This window comes from Bartonella sp. CM31XJBT (genome assembly GCF_028618555.1).
Lineage (GTDB): Bacteria > Pseudomonadota > Alphaproteobacteria > Rhizobiales > Rhizobiaceae > Bartonella.
Genome location: NZ_JAQITD010000020.1, coordinates 1 through 24,599, shown reverse-complemented (window position 1 = coordinate 24,599; position 24,599 = coordinate 1). Strand labels below are relative to the sequence as shown.

Here is a 24,599-nt window from a genome sequence, read left to right as displayed (position 1 = left end):
AGTTTAATATAAGATGAGAGAATGTAAAAATATTACAATCAGATGTTTAAAAACTGTTATTCTTTAAAATCTCAGCAACCAGTGAAATTGCTGTACGTCTCTCAGATTCATTACAAAGAGCAAAAGCCTCTTCTTGCAAAGGGTGAATCCAATTTTTGTCTTTTACGTTAGCTTTTTCATAGGCAGCAGTTAACATTGCTGCCCCACGGACAATTTTTCCTTCTTTAAGCAGTATATTTCCAAGCATTGCTTGGGCGGAAGGATTTCCTTTTTTTGCTGAAAGTTGAAACCATCGTGCTGCTTGTATAAGATTTTTCTCCCTTCCCTCTCCCTTTAAAAATATTTTTCCTAAATGATACTGAGCTTTAGGATTTCCATAGTTTACCGCAGCCTGCATATAAAGATGAGCAGCATAAGAAGGATCAGGTTTCACAGGTGATTGAGGAATACCTTTTTTTATATATCCCGCAAGTTTAACCAATGCGTCAGAAACATAACTTTCATCCTCTGAACCAAGATCAGCACCTTTTTCAACAATATATGCAAAAAAATTATATGCCTTATAATCATTTTTAGAGACACCATCACCGTTTGCATAGATAGAGCCAAGTTTCCAATTCGCACCAATATGGCCTCTCTTAGCTGCACAACGTAATGCTGCAATAGCCTGATTTATATGCCCATTTTTATAAGCAGACATGCCACGTTTTAAAAAATAAAACGAACCATCATTCGCTTCTTGCAAGCTATTGACATCTATTACATAAACATTCGAAAAGAATCCCCCTAAAATCACAACAATCGTGACTTTTTTCCATATCTGAAACCTATTAACCATTTCCCCCCTACCTCAACTTTAATGATTATATCTGTTACGAATTTCTTTGTAGATATTTAAACTCTTTTTCTTAGTAAGAAGCATACGCAATTTTAAAGTAAAAATTTTAAAAGAAAAAACAAATAGATAAAAACCATCCAAAATGTTCGATAAAATTAAGTATCCATTTTTATATATAACAAATTGATTTTTAAATATAAATCATCATTCTATATTTTGTAACACATCCTTTAACATTCTAAGATTTATCGATCTTAAAATTTTATACGTATGAGCAAAAATCGTTCAATAAAATAACGTGCATTAAACAGTAACTTGAGAACGAAGAGAATACATGATGAATGGTAAGCGTTTAAGTATAAAAAACAATACGAAAGATGGATAAATATAATGATGATAATTAACTTATAACTTCACGACTGCCTTACCACCTTAAGGATGAAGTTTTTTGTCTCCGTCAATCTATAAACAATACAGCTTTTTATTTAACGGATTGCACCTGACATCATTTCACATGGGGTTACTTCATACTTTACACACAAGTTCTACCTTAGAATACTCACCACTCATACAAAAAAATACCACATGTGTAATTTTACATACCTTATATTGCTACTCTAAATGATGATATTTTACAGTAATAAAGCAAGAAATTGATTTATAATTATAATTTTCCTTTTTGCATGTTGAATGAGGCCATCGAATATCGTAAGATTCTCTCATTCCAAACGTGCTCCATGTTAAATCAATCAAAATCATCCGCTTGCACATTACAAGCAGAGAAAGCTATGTGGATAAAAACTCTGTGTAAGAAAGAACTAAAAATGCCTCTTATGAACGGTCTTAAGTGCCAAGGGCTGTCCGGATTGGACAGAACGGTGCCGGCGCTTGTTACTTCACAAGCATAAAGAAGGGAAGCCCAATGGATTTACCGTTATACCATTCATGATCTACGTCGTGGAATAGGCTTGGACGCCTTAAAAGATGTCTCTTTAATGATAAACATAAAACAATGGATTTCAGTAGAGATTTTATGATCGTTCATGAAAAACTAACAAAAGAAAAAGTTGAAATCAATCTAACCGCTCTAAAGCAACAAATATTTTCTTCTGCGCTGCACGCAGTTCTACAACCCTGTTCCGCTCACGCTCAACAATTTCTGCTTTTGCATTTGCTATAAATTTGGGGTTGTTTAACTTAAGCGATATTTTTTCAATATCTTGTTCAATTTTACTGACATCCTTCCTCAAACGAACACGTTCAGCCTCCAAATCAATCAACTGTCCTAATGGTAAACAAAAAACAGCCTCTCCCAAAATCATTTGTGCTGATACTTCCGGAACTTTATCAGAGAAATCAATAACTTCAATACGCGCTAATTTTTTAAGAAGTGCATCATAACGCTTCACACGCTCTCGCGTTACTTCCCCTCCTTCAACAACAACAAGAGGTGCTTGTGTCGCCACTGGAATATTCATTTCAAAACGTACAGACCGAATCCCCGTGACGACATCAATAAGCCAATTAATATCATCAGCAGCTTCTTCATCTATCAATGTTTCCTCTGGCCATTTTGTCAATGCGAGCATATCCTCACGCTTGATGGCTTGCGTTTCTGTAAGAGACCACAACTCTTCCGTCATATAAGGCATAAAAGGATGAAGAAGTTTATAAACTTCATCTAAAACCCAAGCAGTACAAGCTTGAGCCTCATTTTTAGCATCTTCATTTTCCCCCTGAAAAATAGGTTTGAGAAGCTCCAAATACCAATCACATAATGTATTCCAAATGAAACGGTAAAGAGTGGCAGCTGACTCATTAAATTTATAGTGTTCAATACCAGTCGTAACTGCTGAAATTGTTTTAGATAACTCTGTTAAAATCCAACGATTAAGCGCCAGTTTTGCTTGTTCTGGTTTAAAAGCTGGATCATGCTTCACACCATTCATCTGTGCAAATCGGGTAGCATTCCACAATTTCGTAGCAAAATTACGATAACCAGCAATACGGGAAACATCAAGTTTTACATCACGACCTTGTGCTGCCATAATAGCTAAAGTAAATCGAAGTGCATCAGCACTATATTGATCAATAAGCTCTAAGGGATCAATAATATTTCCCTTTGATTTTGACATCTTTGCGCCCTTTTGATCCCGCACAAGAGCATGCACATAAACCGTTGGGAAAGGAACGTCACCCATAAAGTGAAGTCCCATCATCATCATACGAGCAACCCAGAAAAAAATAATATCAAATCCTGTCACAGATAAAGATGTTGGGTAAAAAGTAGATAATTCAGTCGTTTTATTTGGCCATCCTAATGTTGAAAAAGGCCAAAGAGCTGATGAAAACCACGTATCTAAAACATCCGGATCACGGATTAAGTCAACAACCTCACCATAATGAGCAAAAGCTGAATCTAAAGCCTCTTTTTCACTTTTTTCAACAAAAACCGTTCCATCAGGACCATACCAAGCAGGAATCTGATGTCCCCACCATAATTGGCGAGAAATGCACCAAGGTTGAATATTCTGCATCCAATTGAAGTAAGTCTTTTTCCAGTTATCGGGAACAAACTGCGTTTTTCCTTGTTGAACAGCCTCTATCGCTGGCTTTGCTAATTCAGCAGCATGAACATACCATTGATCTGTCAAAAAAGGCTCAATAGGGACACCACTGCGATCTCCATGAGGAACCATATGGGTATGATCATCAACAGAAGCTAAATATCCCTGTTCTTCCATCAAAGAAATAATCTTCTGGCGAGCAACAAAACGATCAGATTTATCGAGATTTTCTACTAACATTTTTAATTCATCTGATAAAATCAAACCATCGAAAAATGCTTCATTTTCACGAAGAAAAATTTCGGCTTTTTGGGTAAAAATATTGATCAAGCGTAAATGATTACGCTGTCCTACTTCAAAGTCATTAAAGTCATGAGCTGGTGTGATTTTTACAGCACCACTTCCAGCCTCAGGATCAGCATGGCTATCACCCACAATTAATAACCTACGACCAACAAGCGGCAAAAGAGCATTTTTACCGATAAGATTTTTATAACGCTCATCTTCAGGATTAACAGCAATTCCTGTATCACCAAGCATTGTTTCTGGTCGTGTTGTCGCCACTGTTATAAAAGTTGTAGCATCATTTGGATCAAAAGTTTTACCTTCAAGTGGATATCTAAAGTGCCACAAATGTCCTTGAACTTCTTTTTGCTCAACTTCAAGATCTGAAATAGCTGTCAACAATTTAGGATCCCAATTAACGAGACGCTTATCCCTATATATCAACCCTTGCTTATAAAGCGTGACAAAGACTTCACGAACCGCCTGCGACAACCCCTCATCCATTGTAAACCGCTCACGCGACCAATCACATGAAACCCCAAGGCGACGCAACTGGTTTGCAATAACGCCTCCAGTTTCATAACGCCATTCCCAAATACGCTCAATAAACTTTTCTCTCCCCATTTCTTGACGCGTTGGCTCTTGACGTTCTGCAAGTTGACGCTCCACAACCATTTGTGTAGCAATCCCAGCATGATCCATACCAGGCTGCCACAACACATTTCTGCCACGCATCCGCTGAAATCTAACTATTATATCTTGAATTGTCGTATTGAGCGCATGCCCCATATGAAGTGAGCCTGTAACATTAGGAGGTGGAAGCATAACGCAAAAAGGCTCTGCATCGCTTTTAGAACCAGCTCCCGCTTTAAAAGCCCCACGAGTCTCCCATCTCTTTGCAACCCGTTGCTCTATAGAGGAAGCATCATAGTTTTTTTCTAACATTCTATCCATCCATAACGCCGCTGAAAAACACAATATATGATCAAAACCTGATCAGAATCTCGTGAATCTCAGCCATTCACTAGAGAGCTCGCAAAATCGCAAACAAAATCCCCATAAAATGAAAAACATAAAAATAATTAAGACGATTTTTTAATCGCCTTCACAATCTCTTCACGCAAAATATCTTCCAGCAAAATAGGCAATTTAGACTGTAACCATTCTGCTATAGCCGGACGCAACACATCCTTTGCAATCTTTTCTGCAGAAGAAATACAATATGCAGACAATTCCACATGACCATCCCTTCCTGCATCTGACTGTGATTTCCTTATCTCATCTTCATATTCTTTTGCTTTATAAACAGAATTCCGTTCTTCAGAAGAAAGCTTCATCTTTTGCATATCCATACCAACTGTATTATTTTCTGCCTCTATATCCTCTTTCTCTTGCGTTATCTTCCCCCCTTGATTTTCAGATGAAAGACCAATACGATCAGCTAAAGCTTTCATAGCATCATCAACCGATAAGGCTGTATCATAAATACTCTCTGATGCAACTTCTGAAGCATTCACTGCAACATCTTCATTTAAAAAGTGATCAGATTGAACCGCATTTTCTTCGATTATTTCACGAATAGATGTTAAAATTTCATCCATACTTGGCTCACGTAACACGCTTGAACTCTGTACCATACTTTACAACCTCTCAAAGACGCAACAACAAATAGAATCATATTTTCAGTGTATGCAAAAGAATTATAAGATCAACATGCCTCCCACGATATTTTCAAATATGCTTGTCATAAAGAGGGCGCTACACACAGTTTTCTACACTTTATAAAGATAATATCTCGCCGCAATATTTTTTAACATATTCAACTGTTGATTTACTAATCTTTTAAAAACTAAAATAATTTAAGATTAAAGAGATATTTTTATACATTATCGGATATATTTAATTGTTTTTAAACCTAAATAACTTGCAGTCAATTTACCAATAGAAGATTGAACACTATAGCTCGCCACAACAGCATTACGCTCCGCCATTGCAAGCGCAATCTGAGCATTAATCAATAGAGTACGAGAATTTAAAACATCCAGCGTCGTTGCTTGCCCTACGCGATTTTCTTGAACACGACCTTTCAGAGCAATTTCAGCAGCACGAACACTTTCACGGTAAGCAATAACAGATGAGCGTGCACCCTCCAACTGAAACCAAGCAGAAGTCAGTGCTTGCCTCGTATTACTATGCGCCAAATCGAGTTGAAGCTGCGCCTGTCCAAGCTGTTCCCTTGATTGGCGAATTTGCGCAGACGTACGCCCTCCTTCAAAGATTGGGACACTTACTGACAATCCTACAGATTTAGAAACGCCATCTTCTCCAACCCCGCTGTAGATTCGATTATAAGATGCTGTTGCAGAAAAATCAACTTTAGGGAGCAATGCCCCTTCTTTCGCCTTTACATTATAAGCACTCGCATCAATTAAATATTTAGCATAAAGGATTGCTGGATGCATCACAACGCTCATTTGGTAAGCCATATCAAGGTTGACGGGAAAATCTTTGGCTATGGGTGGGCGTTTTAACTTTTCAGGATCAGAACCAATAACTTGTCGATACACTGCCTCTGCTGCTTTTACATCAGCACGAGCAAGACTCAGCTCTGAAACCGCCACGGAACGTGCAGCTTGAGCTTGAGCAAGATCAACATGCCCTCCTTCACCCACATCAAATTTTGCTTTATTGGAACGAACGTGTTCCTCAAGAGCTGCCAAATTTTCTCTCCGAAGATCGGCAACACGACGTGCGTGATAGACATTAGCATAAGCGGTCACCACCTCTAGAAACGTATTTTGTTCAACATTACGAAGATATTCACGCTGAGCCTGCAACTTAACTTGAGCTGAAGAAAAGATATTTTGCGTGATAAAACCATCAAATAATCTTTGATTTAATCTCACTCCTATAGACCCAGAAGTGACATAAGGACCTGTAAAAGACTTATTCCGCCCATAGTTCCCAACCCCCTCAACTTGTGGCAATAACCCTGATCGCGCAATGACAACATCATCACTGGATATACGCACAGCTGCACGTTCACTATTCAACTTAGCATTATATTTATAAGCCTTAGAAAAGGCATCCATCAATGTTTCAGCACAAACAGTCTCTGATAGTAAAACACTCAACACCAGTAATAAACATGCCTGAAACTTCTTGTTTATTCTAAACATAATACACACAATAACAAACCCCAAATAAATTACAAAATTATCTTTTATTCACAAAACAAACAAGCACTAAAACACAAAACCAGGTGTTTTGAAAAAACAAGGAAGAGGCTTTACAGCGAGATTAAAAGCACGACGAGCCGAGATGATCCCATCTTCTTTTATATAGATTTGTGCAACAGCAGCATTTCCATACCCTTCAACCACAACAAGACGTCCACAGTCTTTCATTTGATCAAAGATACCCTGAGGAATAAAATCAACAGATCCCTCAATGAAAATCACATCATAAGGTCCCTCAACAGCATATCCTTGCTCTAATGGACCATGAACGACAACCACATTATCACATTGATTACGTTCTAAAGCTTCAAGAGCACGTTCAAAGAGAGATTTATTACTTTCCAGCGCAATCACAGACCCTGCAAGTTTTGCAAGCAACGCTGCACAATAACCACTATTTGCACCAATATCTAAAACAACATCTGATGATTTTAAAGCGGCAAGCTGTAGTAATTTCGCTAGAGATGCAGGTTTCATCAAATAGCGTGCAGGAACCCCATCTTGCTCTGGACATAGAACAATATCGGTATCAAGATAACTTAACACTTTCATATCTTCCGATACAAAATCTTCACGAGACACCGTTAAAAAGGCTTCAAGAACTGATAAATCCGTTACATCGACTGTACGAATTTGATTGTCAACCATTTTGCGACGAAGCTCAGCAAAATCTGCAACCATAACGAATATTTTCTCCTAACCTACAAAAAACAAACCAAACAGCGACAATAAGGGATAAAGATCTCTTAAACTATGGGCATTACAAAAAAGGATGCTACAGTCAACAATTAGATTTTAACTGTATAATCTCTCATACAAAAGTGTCTTCACAAGAATAGAGGGAAATAATCTATTTTCCTATACCTCATCTCCCCTAAAAGCCGTTTCGTTTAAAATCGGCTGGAGGCCTCGCCCGGAATCGAACCGGGATACAAGGATTTGCAGTCCTCTGCGTAACCATTCCGCCACGAGGCCTCGTCAACAAACATAAAGGTTTCAATAAGGGAAGGCAACGCATCCGTCAAGGTGTAGAAATCTTCTCTCGCCTTTTTTCCTCTTATTACACAATTTATCATATTTTTTTAAAAAAAGTAATTTTATCCTTTGCAAATCAGTATTGCTTTGCTATAGCCTTTTCAATTAAATGATTGGGCACCGTTCCCCGGTAGCTCAGCGGTAGAGCAACCGGCTGTTAACCGGTTGGTCGCTGGTTCGAATCCGGCCCGGGGAGCCACTTTTCTTTTATTCTACGTAATTTGTTGTTTTTTCTAAAGTTTTTAGACATGAGGGATTCGTTAATAAAAGTAATGGAATAGGATTTTTGCAATAAAGTAGAAACGCAATATCCTACCGGATGTATTTTTTGCAATGAACGCAAAAAGCAATTGATTCATTTTAAAATAGCACAAATAAGATTACTTTTTTCAAACTACCGCGCCTTTATAAGAGAACACAGCAATTATTTGCATATTATAAATTACGATTTCTTTCATCAGAGATGAATTATTAAGCTCCATCAGCAATGAATCGGTCTCATATATTTTTTTCCAAAGAAAGAATGATTTGTACTCAATAAAGGAATTAAACTTAAAAGCCTGCTCATGAAGCAATCATTTTGAAAAATGAAAGAAACAACAATCAAGGTCATATATTATCTCCATACACCCCACATAACCTCCTCCCCATCCTAAAAGCAAAAAACATAAAACAAGTCTGTAAACACTCCGACGTCTTATCTAACAGGTTGTTCCTCCTGCTAACCACTTCAACGCTTTACAAACAACCTTACCTTGGATATTCATCACACTGTCATAAAAAATTTAATGCATAAAGTTTTGTAGACTTTATATCCTCCCAAACTAATAGTGTTTTACAGTAAAAACAAAGATAACGAGCTAAATTGTTGAGAATCCTGAGAAAGCCTTCAGAAATCATGACATTCTCGCTATTGTATTATGCAGTCACACGCTTTTTTAAAGAGATATCTCTTAAATCCCCCAAGCCTCTTTCACAGTGACTCCCGTAAATGGTAAAAATGAAATCGATTGATCAGCCCCATCTTTATTTATAATAAAAGCCATACCATCATACTATTTTCCAACTCTCAATCTTAGCAACCCCCCCTTGCCTTTGAAAGAGTTTATAAGAACATTTTATTTATTTCTCAAATGTCCATTTATACAATAATTTCACATATAACGTGCAAGTGAATACTTTTGATTGAACCGCATAAATAGCTTCAAAATGAAAAAAATTTTACGATATAATGAACTATTCAATATATAAAACAGTGAGTTATTATTAGACATCAATTTTTAAAATTAAAAGTCATCATTAAAGATAAAACACATCCTATATAAAAATAATTTTATATAAATAAAATCTACTTTTATTCCCATTTTAAAAAATGGGAATAAAGCAAATAAATAATTGCCTCTACAATAATGATTTTTTAAAGATTTTCAAATAAATACAAACAGTTAGAGGTTTTTATTTCTAAAAAATGAAAACCTCTAAAGGGTCTTCTTACTTTGACAAGAGTATTTTATAGCTCTTTTCAATTGAGAATAAATCAACAAAAGTAAAAAATCTCCTGTACATGATCTTTTTTCAAGACTTTATCTAAGCAGCCTTCTTAACTGATTTCCGAAAACGAAAAGTCTTTGCACGCTTTGCCACCGCTTTTGCTTTTTTATGCCTCTCATTTTGAGGTGAAGAATTCTTCCGCTGTAACTGTGCGGTATCATCTTTTCGACCTAAAAACTGTTTTTGACGTTTAGATTTTTTAAAACGGCGTTCCTTATCGTTTTCGTTTTCTTTACTTTCTCGCACAATTGGCTTTTCTGGAAACGCTGCAAATTGTTCTGGAACAGCCTCAGCCACCAATTTCATACGAATCAAGCGCTCTATAGCACGCAAGCGGGACCTTTCTATCTTCTCATCAAAAAGCGTAAGTGCTACACCAGATGCGCCATTACGTCCTGTACGACCAATACGATGTACATAACTTTCAGCTTCATCTGGTAAGTCGTAATTAATAACGTGACTTATCCCTGGTATATCAATACCGCGTGCAGCAATATCTGTTGCCACTAGGATCTGCACAGATCTTTCACGAAAAGCTTTTAAAGCAGACTGGCGAGCACCTTGTGATTTATTTCCATGAATTGTTGCGACTAAATATCCTATCTTTTCTAAACTACGTGTGACAGCATCTGCCCCATGTTTAGTTCGAGTAAAAACAATAACCGAATCAAAAGCTGGATTTGTCAAAAGTTTACTTAAAACATTCTTTTTTTCATTCGTAGGAACACAATATAATTTTTGGCAAATCTCTACAGCCGTAGTACCTTGAGGAACAACTTCAATTTTAACCGGATCATTGAGTAAACATTTTGCAAGCACAGCAATTTCCCTCGGCATTGTTGCAGAAAAGAGTGCTGTCTGACGCTCTTGATGCAAAAGCTTTGCAATTTGCTTAACATCATGAATAAACCCCATATCCAACATACGATCTGCTTCATCCAAAATCAAAAAACGAGATTGGGAAAGATCAACACACTTTTCACGAACAAGATCTCTCAAACGCCCTGGAGTCGCTATCAAAACATCCACACCTGCTTCCATACGTTTAATTTGTTTTAAACGTGATACGCCCCCAAAAATAAGACATGTTGAAAGATGTGCTCCTTTCGCCACAGTACGGATCGTTTCATCAATCTGAACAGCAAGTTCACGCGTTGGAGCTAAAATCAAAGCGCGTGCAGTTTTAGGACAGCGTTTATCACCCAAAGCCAAAATCTGACTTAAAATAGGTAAACCAAATGCCAAGGTTTTTCCAGAGCCTGTCTGAGCAACACCTAAAATATCGTGTCCTTTCAACATCACTGGAATAGCTTGTTCTTGTATAGGTTTAGGTTTACTCATCCCAGCAATGAGTAAATTTTTAATCAAAAGAGTAGGTAAACCTAACTTTGTAAAAACATTTTCTTCTTTTATAGGCAAAATAAAATCTTTCCTTAGCTGAAGAACTCAAAAGAAGTAACCATCTGAACTCTTCACTCAAGAATCCGCGCAAGAGAAATCCCTGACATTTTAAATGAAGCAACGCCTAAAAAGCGGCTTGCGCAACTTATGAACACCTTGAAATCAAGATAAAGGCGTATAAACTTCACTTTACAAAAAGCCAACAAACCAGCCTAAATGCCTTCATCTCTATTATCTTTGGATTATGATAAAAAAGCAAGAACTTTACGAAATACATTTATCATGAATAAAAACAATATTTAGATCGTTTACTTTTTGATGACTGTGTCTATCGGTAAATGTACCTTGATAAAATCAGGATAAATCTCGAGAAAAACTGGATTTTGTAAAGTTTTTTGACCGCCATAAATTAAATACCATTGGTTTTTATCAAAAATCGCCAAAGTTTTATATTGAATGATGCGATCCTTCATATCAAGAACTGTTGGAATTAAAGCATACAAAGTACCATTATCAGTTTGTAAATACTCTATATTTTCTTTATCTAAATAATAAGCACCAGAAGGCAAACCCTCAAATTTCCTATGCAACTGTTGAAGAAAATCACTACGTAAAGCACTCTCTGTTGTATTCAATCGATGTGCCATCTCTTTATAAAGCCGCTCAGGCATATAACGAGAAATAGGCATAAAATCCCCATTTTTTATAGCATTATTGACATCAACAACAACTCTTGAAAGTTCATCTTTTTGTACTATTATTGGCTGAGATGCTAAACTCTGTTGATTAACAATCAAAAAGAAAAATAGACTCAGCACCGAATAAAAAATAGGTTTCATCATTATACTTCTTGTTTTAGTAAAATTTCAGTTTCTCAAATAACAAAATCAAATAACGTTTGATCATCAGTAATATCACGATAACGCCAACCTAACGTTTGAAATTTTTCCTCTAGAAGACAAAAATTACCGTATTTTTTTGTTTCAATCGCAACCAATACAGAACCAAAGTTTCTCGCTGATTTTTTAAGATATTCAAAACGCACAATATCATCATCTGGTGATAATGTGGAAAGAAAATGACGCAATGCACCAGGATGTTGCGGAAAACTAAAAATAAAATATTTTCTCAACCCTTGGAAACGTAAAGAACGCTCTTTAATTTCTGGCAAACGCTCAAAATCAAAATTACCTCCTGAAATAACGAGAAGAATTTTTTTCCCCTTTAACTCTTGAGGAGGAATACTGTTAAGCGCATCAATCGATAAAGCACCAGCCGGTTCAAGAACCACACCTTCCACATTAAGCATTTCAACCATCGTAGAACAAACGCGGTTTTCAGGAACCGTAATGACAGAATCAGCGGGAAATTTCTTTAGAATTGTATAGTTTAGTGCACCAATTTCAGCCACAGCAGCACCATCTACAAAAGTGTCAATGCTTTCAAGCTTAACGCGTTTTCCACTCTCCAAACAAGCAAGCAAACTTGCAGCTCTTTGCGGCTCAACAAAACGAATCTTTGTTTTCCAACCATATTCATGTAAAAACTTACTCACTCCACTTGCCAAACCACCACCCCCTACCGGCACAATCATCAAATCTGGCTCACTTTCTCCATTGAGTTTTTTCCATTGTAAAGCAGCTTCACAAAGCACTGTTGCCTGCCCTGTAATAATGCGAATATCATCGAAAGGTGGAGCCATTACACCACCGCTCTCCACGACAAAGGATTGCGCAGCTTCATAACATTGATCAAATGTTTCACCAATCAAACGAATATCAATGAATTCTTTGCCAAAAATACGTGTTTTTTCAATTTTTTGTTGTGGCGTTGTCATGGGCATGAAAATCACGCCTTTACGTTTAAAATAACGACAAACAAAAGAAACCCCTTGCGCGTGATTCCCCGCTGAAGCGCAAACAAATGCAGAATCTGGTGATATACAGCTAAGCATTTCTGAAACAAAATTGAAAGCACCACGAATCTTATAAGACCGCACCGGTGTTAAATCTTCACGCTTTAAATAAATTTCTGCATCATACTTTTGACTAAGAAAATCATTTCTTTGAAGTGGTGTTTCAGCAAACACGTGATGCAATCCCACCATAGCTTTTGTGACGTCTTGAATAAATTGACTCATAACACTAATCATTTCACGCTTTATTTACATTATAAAAGCTTTTTCTATCGATAAAGGAAACTATTGTCAGTCAAAATTTCACTAAAAAATGAAAAATGTTTCTTTTGTCATTAATTCTTGATTCAATAAAAGATATAGCTTATGAGAGAACTCACATCGCGGACGTGATGAAAACGGTAAACATAGCAGACTTAAAATCTGCCGGTCGAAGACCTTGCGGGTTCAAGTCCCGCCGTCCGCACCATTGTATCTTAATCTCTCTTATTTTCCAATGATTTATTAAAAATCAACAAAAATTAAAGCACCTTCTAAACCACCTTTCGCAACTTTATTATAACGCTATCAGACGGTACAGCGATGATGCTAAAATACGAATCATTGCTGCTTTTTGAGGTACCTTTTTAGCACGTTGACCTCCTCCTTGTCTTTTAGGATGGAGAGGCAGTTAATCTTGATCTCCTCATCCTTGAGGATGAAGAAATGAGTCGTGTTTTTAACGTTAAGCAGCTTTCACAACAGAGCTTGGTAAAATTCGCTTAGCTTCTGTTGTAACTGATTTGTAATGCTTAAGCTCTTCTTCGAGGTCATTTGCATCTAACAAACGCCTTATAATCAACCCTAATATTTCTCCAACACCAGCAGCACATTCACACTCTTAACAGGAGTAAGATAATATGAAGAAAAGCGAAATGGGTTAGAAATGACCGTGGCTGTCGTATCCCTGATGATTTCGAATCTGTTTATGATTTCGCAATCAAAGAGGGTTTGCCTCCAAAGCGTGTGAAAGTCGAAATGGCAAAATTTCGAGATTACTGGAAATCTAGAGCACGCAAGGATGCACGCAAAACGGATTGGAAAGCAACGTGGCGCAATTGGGTGCAAAAAGCTATCGAGGATTTAGGGAAAGGAAAAAACTATGGAAAATCACTCTCAAAGGCAAAAAAGCGTTGGTGAACGCATCTCAGACAGCACCCTTGATATCGGGTCTCGAGGTCACTTTAAAACACATTCACGAGATGATAGCTCCGGAGTTTCCTTTGGTTTTGAAGAGTGGCCGTGCATTGACACAACAGCAGGAAACGATTGCCTTAGATGCTTGTGATCAACTTCACGAATTGTTTTCAATAAAAGCGAGCAAAAAGGACATAGCTAAAGCAATTCGGATGCTTTCGTGTGGCTGAAAAATTTCGCAACAGGCAGATCATGAAGGTATGGCGCTTACCTATGAAATGGTTTTGGAAAGTGTTTCTGCGTGGTCACTGATAAAAACGGTTAAACGGACTTTATGCGATGAGTTAGAAGGTTTATCGGATACGTTTTTTCCAAGCACTCGTGAATTCGTAAGATTATGTCGTGATTTGGAAAATAGTCTTTTGACGAAAGCCAATCTAGTACGCAAGGCTGTTTTGAACACCCGTGAAAAAAGGCTGAAAGAAAAGGCAATGAGAGAGAATTCAAGACCACTCACGTTGGTTGAAAAGCAAAAGCTTGAAGGGATTTTAAATGGTCTTGGGGGAACATTGAAAAACATTGCAGGTTAGTAAACTAGTGAAAATTGCTGATCATTTTGTGATTGGATGTGCATTTAAATCGACAAAATGGCACCGTACAGAGCAATTTAAAGATTTTATGATAAAAACCTATCATATAAAACGCTCTGTACGATCAAATTTGAGGCAAATAGACAAATTTGTAAAATTAGGATTAAAGCATGTTCATTTTAAAACATCTATTCTTAAAAAACCGTAAACAGCCCATGCGAAAGAGATTTGCTGCAACGGCGCTGGATATGCACTATGGGGGGACGGAGCAGAGGAGTATTTTTACAACCTCTACGAATATGAAGACGGCACAAGAGAGTGTGAAAAGTTTGATGGTGGTCAGTATTACAAAACACCTAAGAATGCGGATTTTAGTACCAAAGCGCAAGTAAAAGCATGGGTTTACGGTGATACTATTCCGAAAAGCGTTCTCAATTACGAACCTCTTATAGACGAGATAAGCAGAGAGATAAAAAATATTGACTTTATTCAGAGTATATTGCGTATTGCTCTAAATGCGCTTCTTAAACATTTTACACAAAAGCATAAAAAGTTATTGAATCATGGGCTTTATGTTATATTTTTATATAATATTAGAGAGGGCGTTTTATGCACACAACAAAATTACGTAAAGTTGGAGGATCAGTTATACTCTCTACACCGCCTGCATTGATTGATGTTCTTCATCTTACTGAAAATATGCAAGTGGGTTTGGTTATTGACAATGGACAATTGGTTGTGAAACCACAGATATCGCAAAATTACACTCTTGAAGAATTGTTAGCCCAATGTAATCCTTCAGACGATTTTGCGGATAAAGATGTAGAGTGGTTTGATGCTAAACCTGTTGGCAGAGAGCTCTTGTAATGAAGCGAGGTGAAATTTGGTTTGTATCGCTTGACCCAACTTCTGTTTATGAGAAAAAAGGAACGCGTCCTGTACTGATTGTATCACCGGAGGCGTTTAATCGTTTAACAAAACACCCATTGTTTTGCCCATTACGAGTGGAGAAAATTTTGCTAGAACAGCAGATTTTGCTATTTCATTGGTGGGAACAGAGCTGCATACAACAGGTGTGATACGCTGCGACCAACCGCGTGCTTTAGATATAGTAGCGCGTAATGGAAAAAGAATGGAAACTATTCCATATATAATTATGGATGAAGTCTTAGCAAGGTTATCAACATTTCTTACTTGAATTTTTTCTACACTTTTTTATGTTTAAAAACACCAACTTTAGGTAAAAAGTAAAAAAGCATAAGATCATGATTTTTTCTGTTGACAATCGGCTAATCAATTTTTCACAGAATAAAAATCAATAATTGACTAATGATGTCATTAATTATGACTCAAAAAGAGCCATAATGAAAGCTGTCATCACTAAGCCAATGTGTGTTGTTGGCGACAATAAAAGCACTGTTCGCTTTGAACCATCAACACCCAATAATCCATTTGTTGAAGTTTCCAATCAAGTCTACGCACGTCTCAAGCGCGCCAATGCTGCAAAACTTTTTGTTGAGGTCAAAACAACAGAAAAACCTGACAAGGCAGTTGAACAAATTAAGCAGATAAAACAAGAAGCAGCACAAACATCATCTGAACCAGCAGAAGAAGAAATTTCATTCAAACAGCCAAAAGCATCTAAGGTCTCTCAATCATCAACACCTGCTCCCAAAAAGCCTTAGAAGTTGAAGTTAAGCATCCACCAAAATGGTATCTTCAACAGCTGAAGGATACTTTTACCAGTATTCAAGCCCTTCGCCTTAATTGGTCCCCTTTCTGCGTCATGCTCTAAACACCGCAGCAAAACAAGTCGAACGCTTTGCAGAAAAGAAGATTTCTGATGCTACATCAGCCAAATCAAAGCGTGTTAAGCAAGGTGTTTATATTAAAGAAAAGGCGAGAGCAAGGTTTCTTGAAACAGATATCATTCGTTCTGGAACACCGATACTTCTTAAATTTTTTAAAGCAAGAGAAACAAAACGCGGCGTGACTTACACAACTGTTTGAAAAAAAACAAATCTTACCCCATGCTTTTATCAAAGGTGAGAGTTTTCCAAAGCGTGTTGAGTTAAAAAAGCTGAATGGTAATGTTTTTCAAAGAGCGGATGGAGATCAATTCCCCATTGCAAAACAAGAGGGACCCTCAACTTCTGAGGTCATGTCAAAGCCAGAGATTGCAAGTGCTATTGTAAAAAAGCCAATGAGAGATTAATTGCCAATATACAGAGACAACTTTCTCGTCAAGAATACGCTGCCAACAAGAAAAGCTAGATTATGTTCTTAAACTTTATCTATATATTCCATATCCTTATGAGTTTATGCATTACACACTTTGATTGCAATTTTAAAAACAGATTATCACTTATGCTTTGTTTTTTCCATAAAAAAGTAAATAAAATCAATGTAAAAGGTACTTCCCAGCGGGTTGGCTTCGTTGCGGGCAGACTAGTGCGAACTATCGCTAGCGACAGAATTTTCAATTTGACTGTACATTGTAAACTTAACTCATTGATAAATAACAATTTCAATATGTACACTGTATAGTATGTGAAACGTTTTCTTAGCAAAAAGTAATTTTTGTTGCTGAATAATTCTATAGTAATAGATATTTTCGAATCATGTGCCTCAAAAACACCTTAAAACAACTAGCGGATTAGTTGCCGAAATAACTAATCTTCCGCAATTCAAAAGCTTTAACTCATTGTATGCTAATAGCTTTGTCAGGTGTGGTTATACCATATAACACCCTTCGGGGAAAGGCGTAACGACGGACTAGATGCCGTGTTTTTTAGCGCCCAGCACTCTTTTAGAATGTCATTAAGGAACGTCTAACATCTAAAAATTCTTTATGAATACCATTATTAAAATTACTGAATTATGTGGCAAAAGGCATGACAATATTATGCGTGACATCAAGAAAACGCTTGAAGAACTTAACGCCCTCAAATTTGAGGAGGTTGATTTTGGTGGGCACTACCTTGATAACAAAGGTGAAAGCCGCCCTTGTTATAACCTGCCAAAGCGTGAATGCTTAATTCTTGTTTCTAGTTACAGCACTGCCTTACGAGCAAAGATAATTGACCGTTGGAAAGAGTTGGAAAGACAAGTAGCTATTCCACAAATTGATTACTCCAAACCCGAAGTATTACTTGGCGCCTTAAATCATCTACAAAATCAAATTGAGCAGAAAGACCATGTTATTTCAGAATTAGCACTAAAAGCAAAAGCTTTAGAAGGCTTAAAACGCTCTGATGGTTTGTTTGGTTTGATTGAAGCCGCGAAGATGTTGGAGATAAGACCAAAGGATTTAACAGATTACTTGCGTAAAAATGATTGGGTGTATCGACGTGCTCCGAGTGGTCCATTGTTACCTTAATCAGGATAAAATCAAAAAAGGCTTCATAGACTGTTCTGCCATCACCATTCAAAAACCGGATGGAACAGAAAAGGTGCTGCCTTCAACAAAAATCACACCTAAAGGATTGGCATGTTTGAGAGAACGAATCCATGGAGGTGTGCAATGAAGGTAAATACTAACTTCTTATGCGATTTATGGATGGCATTATCTCAATTTTCTAGACATGAAAATATGAGTGATAAGATTGTACTGCTCTGGTTGACATCATGAGTTTAGTAGAAAAAGCTTTGATTTTAAAACTTCAAGATGAAGTGCCAATCCTTCTTTCGATATCTTTCTCATCTGACGCTCCATAAAAAAAGCCCCACAAAAGTGGGGCTGGATAAAATCAATCTCGCGCTAATTATAATAAAGTGGCTCGCTACATCCACGGGCGCCTATTTTTTCATCTTCGACATAACGAGAATGCGCAAAATTCCGTACAAGATGATCATTGTTAGAGCCACCAGTCCAATCGCCTCCTCCCAACATATTTATGTCTACACGTAAACTGCTTCCTTGCTCCCCTGTATGCCATTTAGTCACTGGATAACAACCAGACAAATATTGCCAAACATAACCGCAACCATCCTCACAACCGATATGCGAAATCATCCGTCTATTGTTTGTATCAACGTGTCCTCCAGACGTCTTAAGAGAAGGCGCTTGATTGCCGACAATACTGGTTGCTTGATTACTTCCATACATACTTGGCGAGAACTCATCACTCGTCAAAAATCTCTTATTAACAGACCAAAAATCAAAGGCATGATCTGCATAGCTACGATTGGTCGTAATCGGAACACCATATGCCGACTTTGCATTTACACCTGTCCCTGATTGAAGATAAATATCAACCCAAATATTATGCCACGGATTGTAAACCATTCCCTCTGGGTCACTACGTGGACGGTGATTTAAACACCAAACAGAATTAGGCAAAATATCCCCTGCTTGATAACCCGATAAGAGATGACCTTCAATCTCACCAACATCCGCACAAAGCGTATGAAATCCGCCAATCTTTTGAGAATTATCCTCTGTATAGCCATCAGGAGCCGTCGGATTTTGCGAAATTTCAAAGGATATCTCATTCGTCTGATCTTTTAGGACGATATATATATAATAATCCTTTCCTGCTTCAATATATTCTTCAAAAGACGCACTTCCACGCACTGGAATGCGGTAAAAGATGGACCTATCCCCATTCTCACCGCCACGATAAAAGCGAAAACACGCCCCTGCATTGATCACAAGACCTTTTCTATTGTGTGAATCGGCTTCCAGAATTCTGTCAGGTTGATTAAAACGCACATTCTCTAAAAAATTAGTGGAAAGAGAACCTACCTTACTTTGAAGTTCAGAAAGACTGTCACTGTTCCTCTGTGCCTTCTCTTGAACTTCTGTCAATGCACTCTTTGCTTCTTCTGCTAACACTTTTGCCTCAGAGGCGGCTGTATTCGCAGAATTTGTCGTTGCTGTCACCGTGTCTAATGAACTCTTGACCTCTCCAAGCCCTTGCTTCGTCGTATCAGCTTCTTCCTTTGCTTGCTCCGCAACACTCTTCGCTTCTTCCGCTGTCGACTTCGCAGTCTCAGCTACTTCCTTGGCTTCTACAACCAAAGGTTTTACCTTATTGCCTTAGCCTGTACTGCTTCACAAATGATCAGATCAAATTCTGGTAAACCGTATTTCTTTTGCGCATCCGCAATCACTTGGATTAATTGGTAAGTAGCAAACACCACGGTCATTGCATTCGCTAAGACTTTATTTGTTTTTTTCAAAGCTTTTGAACATCAGTTGATAGCTGATAGAGCAAGATCTGAAACATCAAGTTCGACAACAGCATCTTTGTTTTTCGATGCTTGCCAACTTATGTATCAGAATACACCGCAAAGGAACGAAACGGCACTTCTGTATAGCGTGTCCATTCTCTTATTGTTTATGACATCAAAGCTAGGGAAGGCACGAGAAACAAAATACGCTTGCCAGTTCTAGTTATTTGTTCTGCTATCTTAAAGATGGTAAAAATCTTCTCCGTTCCACATGCCACAATAAGTTTGCCACGGTCTGCTTCTTTTAAACCCTTAGAGACTTTCTCATACTTTTGGATTTGTTGAAAAGTTACCCCTAATTGATGCCCTAATTGCTTTTGCGACATTCCCAGCATTGTTCTTTGAAAGCGAATTTTTTGCCTATAGAAATGTCGTTAAAATGTAGCCTTTTGCTTTTCACTCTTAAGCTCCCCCCGCTGAGTGCGAGCACCCTCGCATTAGTATTCCGAGAGCCTGAAAGTACTGAGTTCGAGTGAGCTTTTTTTTACTTTTAGTGCTCATCGCACCTAGACATAGAAAAATATCCCATAATTCCAAGACACCCACAGAGTGGGCTCATTTATGATCGAACTTTAGGGATTTCAACCCCTACTGATCGCTGCGTAGACGACCAAAATCACTCTTTAAGTAATAAAATCATTTCAGGAAATTGGCAATCAAAATTAAAATAATCTCAAAGACTATAAGATTGGGCACTCTTCAAAAGAGAACCAATGCGAAGAACTGTCATCATGGTTAGTCATCAACCCACACAATGCTTCTTTTTCAGAAAACGCAAAACGCGATATAAGAAAAAATGTTGTTTGCAAAGTTTTCTCTTGCCTATACAAAGAGAAAATGAAAAATTTGGAGGGCTCCCATGATAAATGACATCTACTGTGTTGGATACAATTATGTTGAACATGTTCATGAACTAGGTAATGTTGTTGAAGATGAACCCGTTATCTTTAGCAAGCCAAAAAGTTCACTCGTTTTAGGCAATGAAATTTATCTCCCTAATTTTTCCAAAGAAATACATTTTGAAACCGAAATTGTGCTCAAAATCTCAAAGGACGCTTTCATGATCATGGAGGAAGAAGCAGAAGAATGCTATGATGCCGTAGCAATAGGTCTTGATCTCACAGCGCGGGATTTGCAAACAAAACTGAAAGAAAAAAAGCTTCCTTGGCTTTTATCGAAAGGATTTAAAGGCGCTGCATACGTCTCTGACTTCATAAACAAGGAAAAAATAAACAACCCAATAACCTTTGCAATGAAGTTGAATGGCGAAACAAGACAAGTTGGCAATACGAAAAATATGATCTTTAGCTTTGAGAAGATAATCTCATTTTTAAGTCACTACATTCAGTTAAAACGTGGTGATCTCATATACACAGGCACTCCACAGGGTGTAGGAAAACTTTCTCAGTTTGACAGAATAGAATTGTATCTCGAAAATCAATTAATTTCAGAGCTAAAAGTAAAATGAATCATCAAATACTGACCTTTTTCATTGTTTCATTTTTTTAGTCACCTCACCGGGACCAAATATGGCCCTTATCATCGATAAGGCAACGAGATTGGGAAGAAAGAACGCATTTGTAAACGTTTTAGGATTGTGTACAGCAACATATGTGCATGGGGCATTTTCCACACCTAGGTGTATCAGCGCTCATTCTCAACAACAAAACGCTGTTTTTTTAGTAAAACTCATGGGTGGCAGCTATTTATTATACATGGGCTTTAAATCAATTAAATCTGGAATACACAGCTTAAATTCAAAAGAAAGAAGTTCAACGAATGAAAAGCATGCTACGAGTGAAACAAAGCTTTTAACCAGCTATATGGACGGTTTTCTGACACAAATACTAAACCCCAAAGTATCTATATTTTACATAGCAGCTTTTCCAAAATTCTTAGCTTCTGGCGGTGGCATAAAAAAAGGCTTTGAACTTGTAACCATACATTCTTTCGACATCTTTGCATGGTTTACTTTAATGACCATTTTTATATCATTTGCCAGTACCGCCTTAAAAAAGCAGCGGGTAAAAGGCTCGATTAACATTGCGACAGGAACAGTTTTATCTCTGTTTTCTTTTTTCATTTTCTTTGGATAGTTTTATCTTTTGATAACAAATTGTAAAGTTAATAGAGCAATCTTTTCCTGATTCTGTCTCTCACTATGAATAGCTCAATCTCTAACAGAGCTTATACAATCCCCAGTTCTTTTTTTCTTTATATAACTGAATTACGTTGCATTTCTTTATCATACTCTCAAGGACGTTTGTGTAAACAATGTGAGTTTCTCGTAACATTTTATAAAATGTTACCAATATCTAAACAAAATCCTTATTCATCACTTTTAAAAAATAAGCTATGATATTCCTCTTTTCGTTTATGAAACAAAAGTAACTTTTTGATTTATGATAGCACCATACAAACAAAAAAATGATTTTAAAAATCATTTTAATTTTCCATTAAAAATTGTTTCTTAAACTAAGATGAGAACTCTCGAGTGCTATTTGAGCAAAAAGTAAAACTCTCACCATTATGAATAATAATAAATAATGCACTGATTACAAATAATAAGTTTCAAAAAATTATAAAAACTCCTGACAACTTTCTGAAATAATTTTAAAAGCCCCACGTCTTTTAATGAACAATTTATTTGTTATTCATAACAATAAAAAGCTCCCTATTCAAATATCTGTTACGTTATTTAAGAGGACAACATTCTCTTTTTTCAAAAGTATATTCTTTTCTTTATCCACACAAAATCATAAAAAACGTTTTTTTCCTTTACACCTCATTTATATCATGCTTCGATACGAAATAATGCTTTTTTAGTGTAATTTAATCTCAAAATAATTAAAGGGAACCCCCAAAAAATGAGCTACAAACAAAATTTAAAAGATAATTCTCAGAATAAGTTGCAGCGTGGACTACACAACCGACATGTACAACTTATAGCCATTGGTGGTGCTATTGGAACAGGTCTCTTCATGGGGGCAGGAAAAACAATTAGTGTAGCAGGTCCTTCCATCATACTCGTTTATGCTATTATCGGTTTTGCTCTATACTTTGTCATGCGTGCTATGGGAGAATTGTTGCTTTCTAATTCACAATACCGATCTCTTATTGATTTTTCAACCGATATGCTAGGACCGGGAATAGCTTTCTTTGTTGGCTGGAGCTATTGGTTGAGCTGGGTTGTAACTGGAGCTGCTGACATTATTGCCATCATCACTTATATGAACTTTTGGTGGCCAACACTCAATCCATGGTTTACCGTTTTTACCTGCATTAGTGTCTTTTTAATCTTTAACCTCTTTGCCGTGAAACTATTCGGTGAACTTGAATTCTGGTTTGGTCTTATCAAAGTCGTCGCAATTTTAGCATTAATTGTTGTGGGATTTTATATGATCGTTACGGGCTTTACCTCTCCCAATGGTACGGTTGCTTCTCTCAATCACGTATGGAACGATGGCAATATCTTTCCGCGAGGAATGACAGGTTTTTTTGCTGGATTTCAAATTGCCATTTTTTCTTTTGTTGGTATAGAAATTGCTGGAACAACCGCTGCTGAAGTAAAAGAACCTAAAAAAGTTCTCCCCAAAGCAATTAATGCAATACCGGTCCGTATTGTACTCTTTTACATTTTTTCTCTCGCTGTAATTATGTCTGTCACACCTTGGGATCAAATTGTTCCAGATAAAAGCCCCTTTGTCTCGATGTTTTGGCTTGCAGGCATTCCGATAGCTGCTGGCTTGGTGAACTTTGTTGTTATCACCTCAGCTGCCTCTTCAGCAAATAGTGGTATTTTTTCTACCAGCCGTATGATATATGGGCTTGCAACACAAAAAGGTGCCCCTCCAATTTTAGGTAAACTTTCCAGATACCATGTTCCAGCCAATGCTCTATTCTTTTCCTGTTTATGTATTTTAATAGGGTATACAATTGCCTCACTCTCTCCAAGCCTCATAAGTGCTTTTACAATTGTGACAAGCATTTCAGCTATTGCATTTTTATTCGTATGGTCTGTAATTTTGATTAGCTATATTGTGTATCGTCGCAATCGCCCTCATCTACACGCTGAATCCATTTATAAAATGCCAGGAGGTGTTGTCATGTGTGGGATAATTTTAGTTTTCTTTGTTTTCATGCTCTATTTGTTGACATTAGAAGCTGATACTCTACTAGCCTTAAAATATAGTATATTCTGGTTTGTTTTCTTGGGTATAATGTATTTTATGTTTGTAAAGAAAAAAATAACTCAAGGTAACAAATAAAGTCTATACATAAAAACATCTCAAAAAAGGGTAATTTTAATTACCCTTTTTCTACTTAACCTCCTCCCCAAACATCAAAAAACGACGATTCCTACCAGCACCGGTTTGTAAACAATCCGGCTTATTAAGAGGGAATGCTGCTGATCATTTATATGGTTCACCTACATAAGGCTCTATGGGCTAGCCCTGCCCTGAACACTCACCACCCATTCTAAAAATACTTAATGTGTAAAATATTATATGCTTTATATCACTACTCTACACAACAGTATTTTACTGTATAATAGGATAAGAACGAGCTATTCTGTAAAGAATTCTCTATAAACTTCACTGACATTGTTTACTAATAAAACATGAGATTTTATCTAAAACTCCCCCCCCAAAAAAAAATTATATTCAATTTTTTATCAAAATTAAAAATATAGCTCTAAACAGAATATATCTTAATAGCTATCTGCAATAAAAAAAGATTCTATGAAAATATTTTTCTATTTGTAAT

General features: G+C 37.0%; 17 protein-coding genes, 3 tRNA genes and 5 pseudogenes. 14 read left to right on the top strand and 11 right to left on the bottom strand.

Annotated features, from left to right (window positions below; all coding sequences use genetic code 11):
• Positions 1-46 precede the first annotated feature (46 nt).
• The 6 genes from PVV63_RS08235 to PVV63_RS08210 form a co-directional block, all read right to left on the bottom strand.
• Entirely contained in the window at positions 47-838 is a 792-nt protein-coding gene (locus tag PVV63_RS08235; protein ID WP_273791446.1) for a tetratricopeptide repeat protein, read from the bottom strand.
• A gap of 1,073 nt (positions 839-1,911) precedes the next feature.
• Positions 1,912-4,635 carry a valine--tRNA ligase gene (locus tag PVV63_RS08230; RefSeq protein WP_273791445.1) on the bottom strand — a complete coding sequence of 908 codons (2,724 nt, stop codon included), beginning with the start codon at positions 4,633-4,635 and terminating at the stop codon, positions 1,912-1,914.
• A 137-nt stretch (positions 4,636-4,772) separates the two neighbouring features.
• Positions 4,773-5,327 (bottom strand): DUF2497 domain-containing protein, encoded by a 555-nt coding sequence (locus PVV63_RS08225; RefSeq protein ID WP_273791444.1) that lies wholly within the window; start codon positions 5,325-5,327, stop codon positions 4,773-4,775.
• A 249-nt stretch (positions 5,328-5,576) separates the two neighbouring features.
• The gene (locus PVV63_RS08220; RefSeq protein ID WP_273791443.1) at positions 5,577-6,869 is read right to left on the bottom strand and encodes a TolC family outer membrane protein; all 1,293 of its coding nucleotides are present in this window, start codon (positions 6,867-6,869) and stop codon (positions 5,577-5,579) included.
• A 66-nt stretch (positions 6,870-6,935) separates the two neighbouring features.
• Complete coding sequence (locus PVV63_RS08215; RefSeq protein ID WP_273791442.1) at positions 6,936-7,610, bottom strand: protein-L-isoaspartate O-methyltransferase; 675 nt, start codon at positions 7,608-7,610, stop codon at positions 6,936-6,938.
• A 220-nt stretch (positions 7,611-7,830) separates the two neighbouring features.
• A tRNA-Cys gene (locus tag PVV63_RS08210) sits at positions 7,831-7,904 on the bottom strand.
• Between the two features lie 184 nt (positions 7,905-8,088).
• Between PVV63_RS08210 and PVV63_RS08205 the strand changes: the two genes are divergently transcribed.
• Positions 8,089-8,163, top strand: a tRNA-Asn gene (locus PVV63_RS08205).
• Between the two features lie 1,388 nt (positions 8,164-9,551).
• Here PVV63_RS08205 and PVV63_RS08200 read toward each other — a convergent pair.
• The 3 genes from PVV63_RS08200 to ilvA form a co-directional block, all read right to left on the bottom strand.
• Positions 9,552-10,934, bottom strand: a complete 1,383-nt coding sequence (locus tag PVV63_RS08200; protein WP_273791441.1) for a DEAD/DEAH box helicase — start codon at positions 10,932-10,934, stop codon at positions 9,552-9,554.
• A 290-nt stretch (positions 10,935-11,224) separates the two neighbouring features.
• Entirely contained in the window at positions 11,225-11,755 is a 531-nt protein-coding gene (locus tag PVV63_RS08195) for a hypothetical protein (RefSeq protein WP_273791454.1), read from the bottom strand.
• A gap of 35 nt (positions 11,756-11,790) precedes the next feature.
• The gene (gene ilvA / locus PVV63_RS08190; protein WP_273791440.1) at positions 11,791-13,068 is read right to left on the bottom strand and encodes a threonine ammonia-lyase IlvA; all 1,278 of its coding nucleotides are present in this window, start codon (positions 13,066-13,068) and stop codon (positions 11,791-11,793) included.
• A 146-nt stretch (positions 13,069-13,214) separates the two neighbouring features.
• On the opposite strand from ilvA, the gene PVV63_RS08185 reads away from it, so the two are divergent.
• The 10 genes and pseudogenes from PVV63_RS08185 (at position 13,215) to PVV63_RS08140 (ending at position 18,124) form a co-directional block, all read left to right on the top strand.
• Positions 13,215-13,300, top strand: a tRNA-Leu gene (locus tag PVV63_RS08185).
• 548 nt (positions 13,301-13,848) lie between these two features.
• The gene (locus tag PVV63_RS10375; protein ID WP_342753378.1) at positions 13,849-14,010 is read left to right on the top strand and encodes a hypothetical protein; all 162 of its coding nucleotides are present in this window, start codon (positions 13,849-13,851) and stop codon (positions 14,008-14,010) included.
• Positions 14,007-14,237, top strand: a complete 231-nt coding sequence (locus PVV63_RS08175; RefSeq protein ID WP_273791439.1) for a hypothetical protein — start codon at positions 14,007-14,009, stop codon at positions 14,235-14,237. Before PVV63_RS10375 ends, PVV63_RS08175 begins: the two co-directional genes overlap by 4 nt.
• Positions 14,238-14,267: 30 nt before the next feature.
• Positions 14,268-14,597: a hypothetical protein gene (locus PVV63_RS08170; protein WP_273791438.1), complete on the top strand. Its 330-nt coding sequence runs from the start codon at positions 14,268-14,270 to the stop codon at positions 14,595-14,597.
• A 170-nt stretch (positions 14,598-14,767) separates the two neighbouring features.
• A pseudogene (locus PVV63_RS08165) lies at positions 14,768-15,078 on the top strand (hypothetical protein); the annotation flags it as partial.
• A 128-nt stretch (positions 15,079-15,206) separates the two neighbouring features.
• Positions 15,207-15,464 (top strand): antitoxin, encoded by a 258-nt coding sequence (locus PVV63_RS08160; RefSeq protein ID WP_273791437.1) that lies wholly within the window; start codon positions 15,207-15,209, stop codon positions 15,462-15,464.
• Positions 15,464-15,795: pseudogene (locus PVV63_RS08155) on the top strand (type II toxin-antitoxin system PemK/MazF family toxin). The gene PVV63_RS08160 and the pseudogene PVV63_RS08155 overlap by 1 nt, the downstream one beginning before the upstream one ends.
• A 166-nt stretch (positions 15,796-15,961) precedes the next feature.
• Positions 15,962-16,282, top strand: coding sequence for a hypothetical protein (locus tag PVV63_RS08150; RefSeq protein WP_273791436.1), 321 nt, complete (start codon positions 15,962-15,964; stop codon positions 16,280-16,282).
• Between the two features lie 41 nt (positions 16,283-16,323).
• Positions 16,324-16,871, top strand: a pseudogene (locus PVV63_RS08145) (hypothetical protein).
• Between the two features lie 577 nt (positions 16,872-17,448).
• Positions 17,449-18,124: pseudogene (locus PVV63_RS08140) on the top strand (phage antirepressor KilAC domain-containing protein).
• Positions 18,125-18,357: 233 nt separating this feature from the next.
• On the opposite strand, the gene PVV63_RS08135 reads toward PVV63_RS08140, so the two are convergent.
• Both PVV63_RS08135 and PVV63_RS08130 read right to left on the bottom strand, forming a co-directional pair.
• Entirely contained in the window at positions 18,358-19,620 is a 1,263-nt protein-coding gene (locus PVV63_RS08135) for a hypothetical protein (protein WP_273791435.1), read from the bottom strand.
• Positions 19,621-19,652: 32 nt separating this feature from the next.
• A pseudogene (locus PVV63_RS08130) lies at positions 19,653-20,092 on the bottom strand (DEAD/DEAH box helicase family protein); the annotation flags it as partial.
• Between the two features lie 599 nt (positions 20,093-20,691).
• Between PVV63_RS08130 and PVV63_RS08125 the strand changes: the two are divergent.
• The 3 genes from PVV63_RS08125 to PVV63_RS08115 all read left to right on the top strand — a co-directional run bounded on the left by PVV63_RS08125 (position 20,692) and on the right by PVV63_RS08115 (position 24,100).
• Entirely contained in the window at positions 20,692-21,300 is a 609-nt protein-coding gene (locus PVV63_RS08125) for a fumarylacetoacetate hydrolase family protein (RefSeq protein WP_273791434.1), read from the top strand.
• A 61-nt stretch (positions 21,301-21,361) separates the two neighbouring features.
• A complete protein-coding gene (locus PVV63_RS08120) occupies positions 21,362-21,928 on the top strand; it encodes a LysE family translocator (RefSeq protein ID WP_273791433.1) in 567 nt (188 codons plus the stop codon).
• 771 nt (positions 21,929-22,699) lie between these two features.
• Positions 22,700-24,100, top strand: coding sequence for an amino acid permease (locus PVV63_RS08115; protein WP_273791432.1), 1,401 nt, complete (start codon positions 22,700-22,702; stop codon positions 24,098-24,100).
• Positions 24,101-24,599 lie beyond the last annotated feature (499 nt).

Excerpts from the sequence above, each read along its gene's own strand:
- PVV63_RS08235 (WP_273791446.1), bottom strand. The coding sequence starts at position 838 with ATGGTTAATAGGTTTCAGATATGGAAAAAAGTCACGATTGTTGTGATT.
- PVV63_RS08230 (WP_273791445.1), bottom strand. The coding sequence starts at position 4,635 with ATGTTAGAAAAAAACTATGATGCTTCCTCTATAGAGCAACGGGTTGCA.
- PVV63_RS08225 (WP_273791444.1), bottom strand. The coding sequence starts at position 5,327 with ATGGTACAGAGTTCAAGCGTGTTACGTGAGCCAAGTATGGATGAAATT.
- PVV63_RS08220 (WP_273791443.1), bottom strand. The coding sequence starts at position 6,869 with ATGTTTAGAATAAACAAGAAGTTTCAGGCATGTTTATTACTGGTGTTG.
- PVV63_RS08215 (WP_273791442.1), bottom strand. The coding sequence starts at position 7,610 with ATGGTTGCAGATTTTGCTGAGCTTCGTCGCAAAATGGTTGACAATCAA.
- PVV63_RS08195 (WP_273791454.1), bottom strand. The coding sequence starts at position 11,755 with ATGAAACCTATTTTTTATTCGGTGCTGAGTCTATTTTTCTTTTTGATT.
- ilvA (WP_273791440.1), bottom strand. The coding sequence starts at position 13,068 with ATGATTAGTGTTATGAGTCAATTTATTCAAGACGTCACAAAAGCTATG.
- PVV63_RS10375 (WP_342753378.1), top strand. The coding sequence starts at position 13,849 with ATGGCAAAATTTCGAGATTACTGGAAATCTAGAGCACGCAAGGATGCA.
- PVV63_RS08170 (WP_273791438.1), top strand. The coding sequence starts at position 14,268 with ATGGCGCTTACCTATGAAATGGTTTTGGAAAGTGTTTCTGCGTGGTCA.
- PVV63_RS08160 (WP_273791437.1), top strand. The coding sequence starts at position 15,207 with ATGCACACAACAAAATTACGTAAAGTTGGAGGATCAGTTATACTCTCT.
- PVV63_RS08150 (WP_273791436.1), top strand. The coding sequence starts at position 15,962 with ATGAAAGCTGTCATCACTAAGCCAATGTGTGTTGTTGGCGACAATAAA.
- PVV63_RS08125 (WP_273791434.1), top strand. The coding sequence starts at position 20,692 with ATGATAAATGACATCTACTGTGTTGGATACAATTATGTTGAACATGTT.
- PVV63_RS08120 (WP_273791433.1), top strand. The coding sequence starts at position 21,362 with ATGGCCCTTATCATCGATAAGGCAACGAGATTGGGAAGAAAGAACGCA.
- PVV63_RS08115 (WP_273791432.1), top strand. The coding sequence starts at position 22,700 with ATGAGCTACAAACAAAATTTAAAAGATAATTCTCAGAATAAGTTGCAG.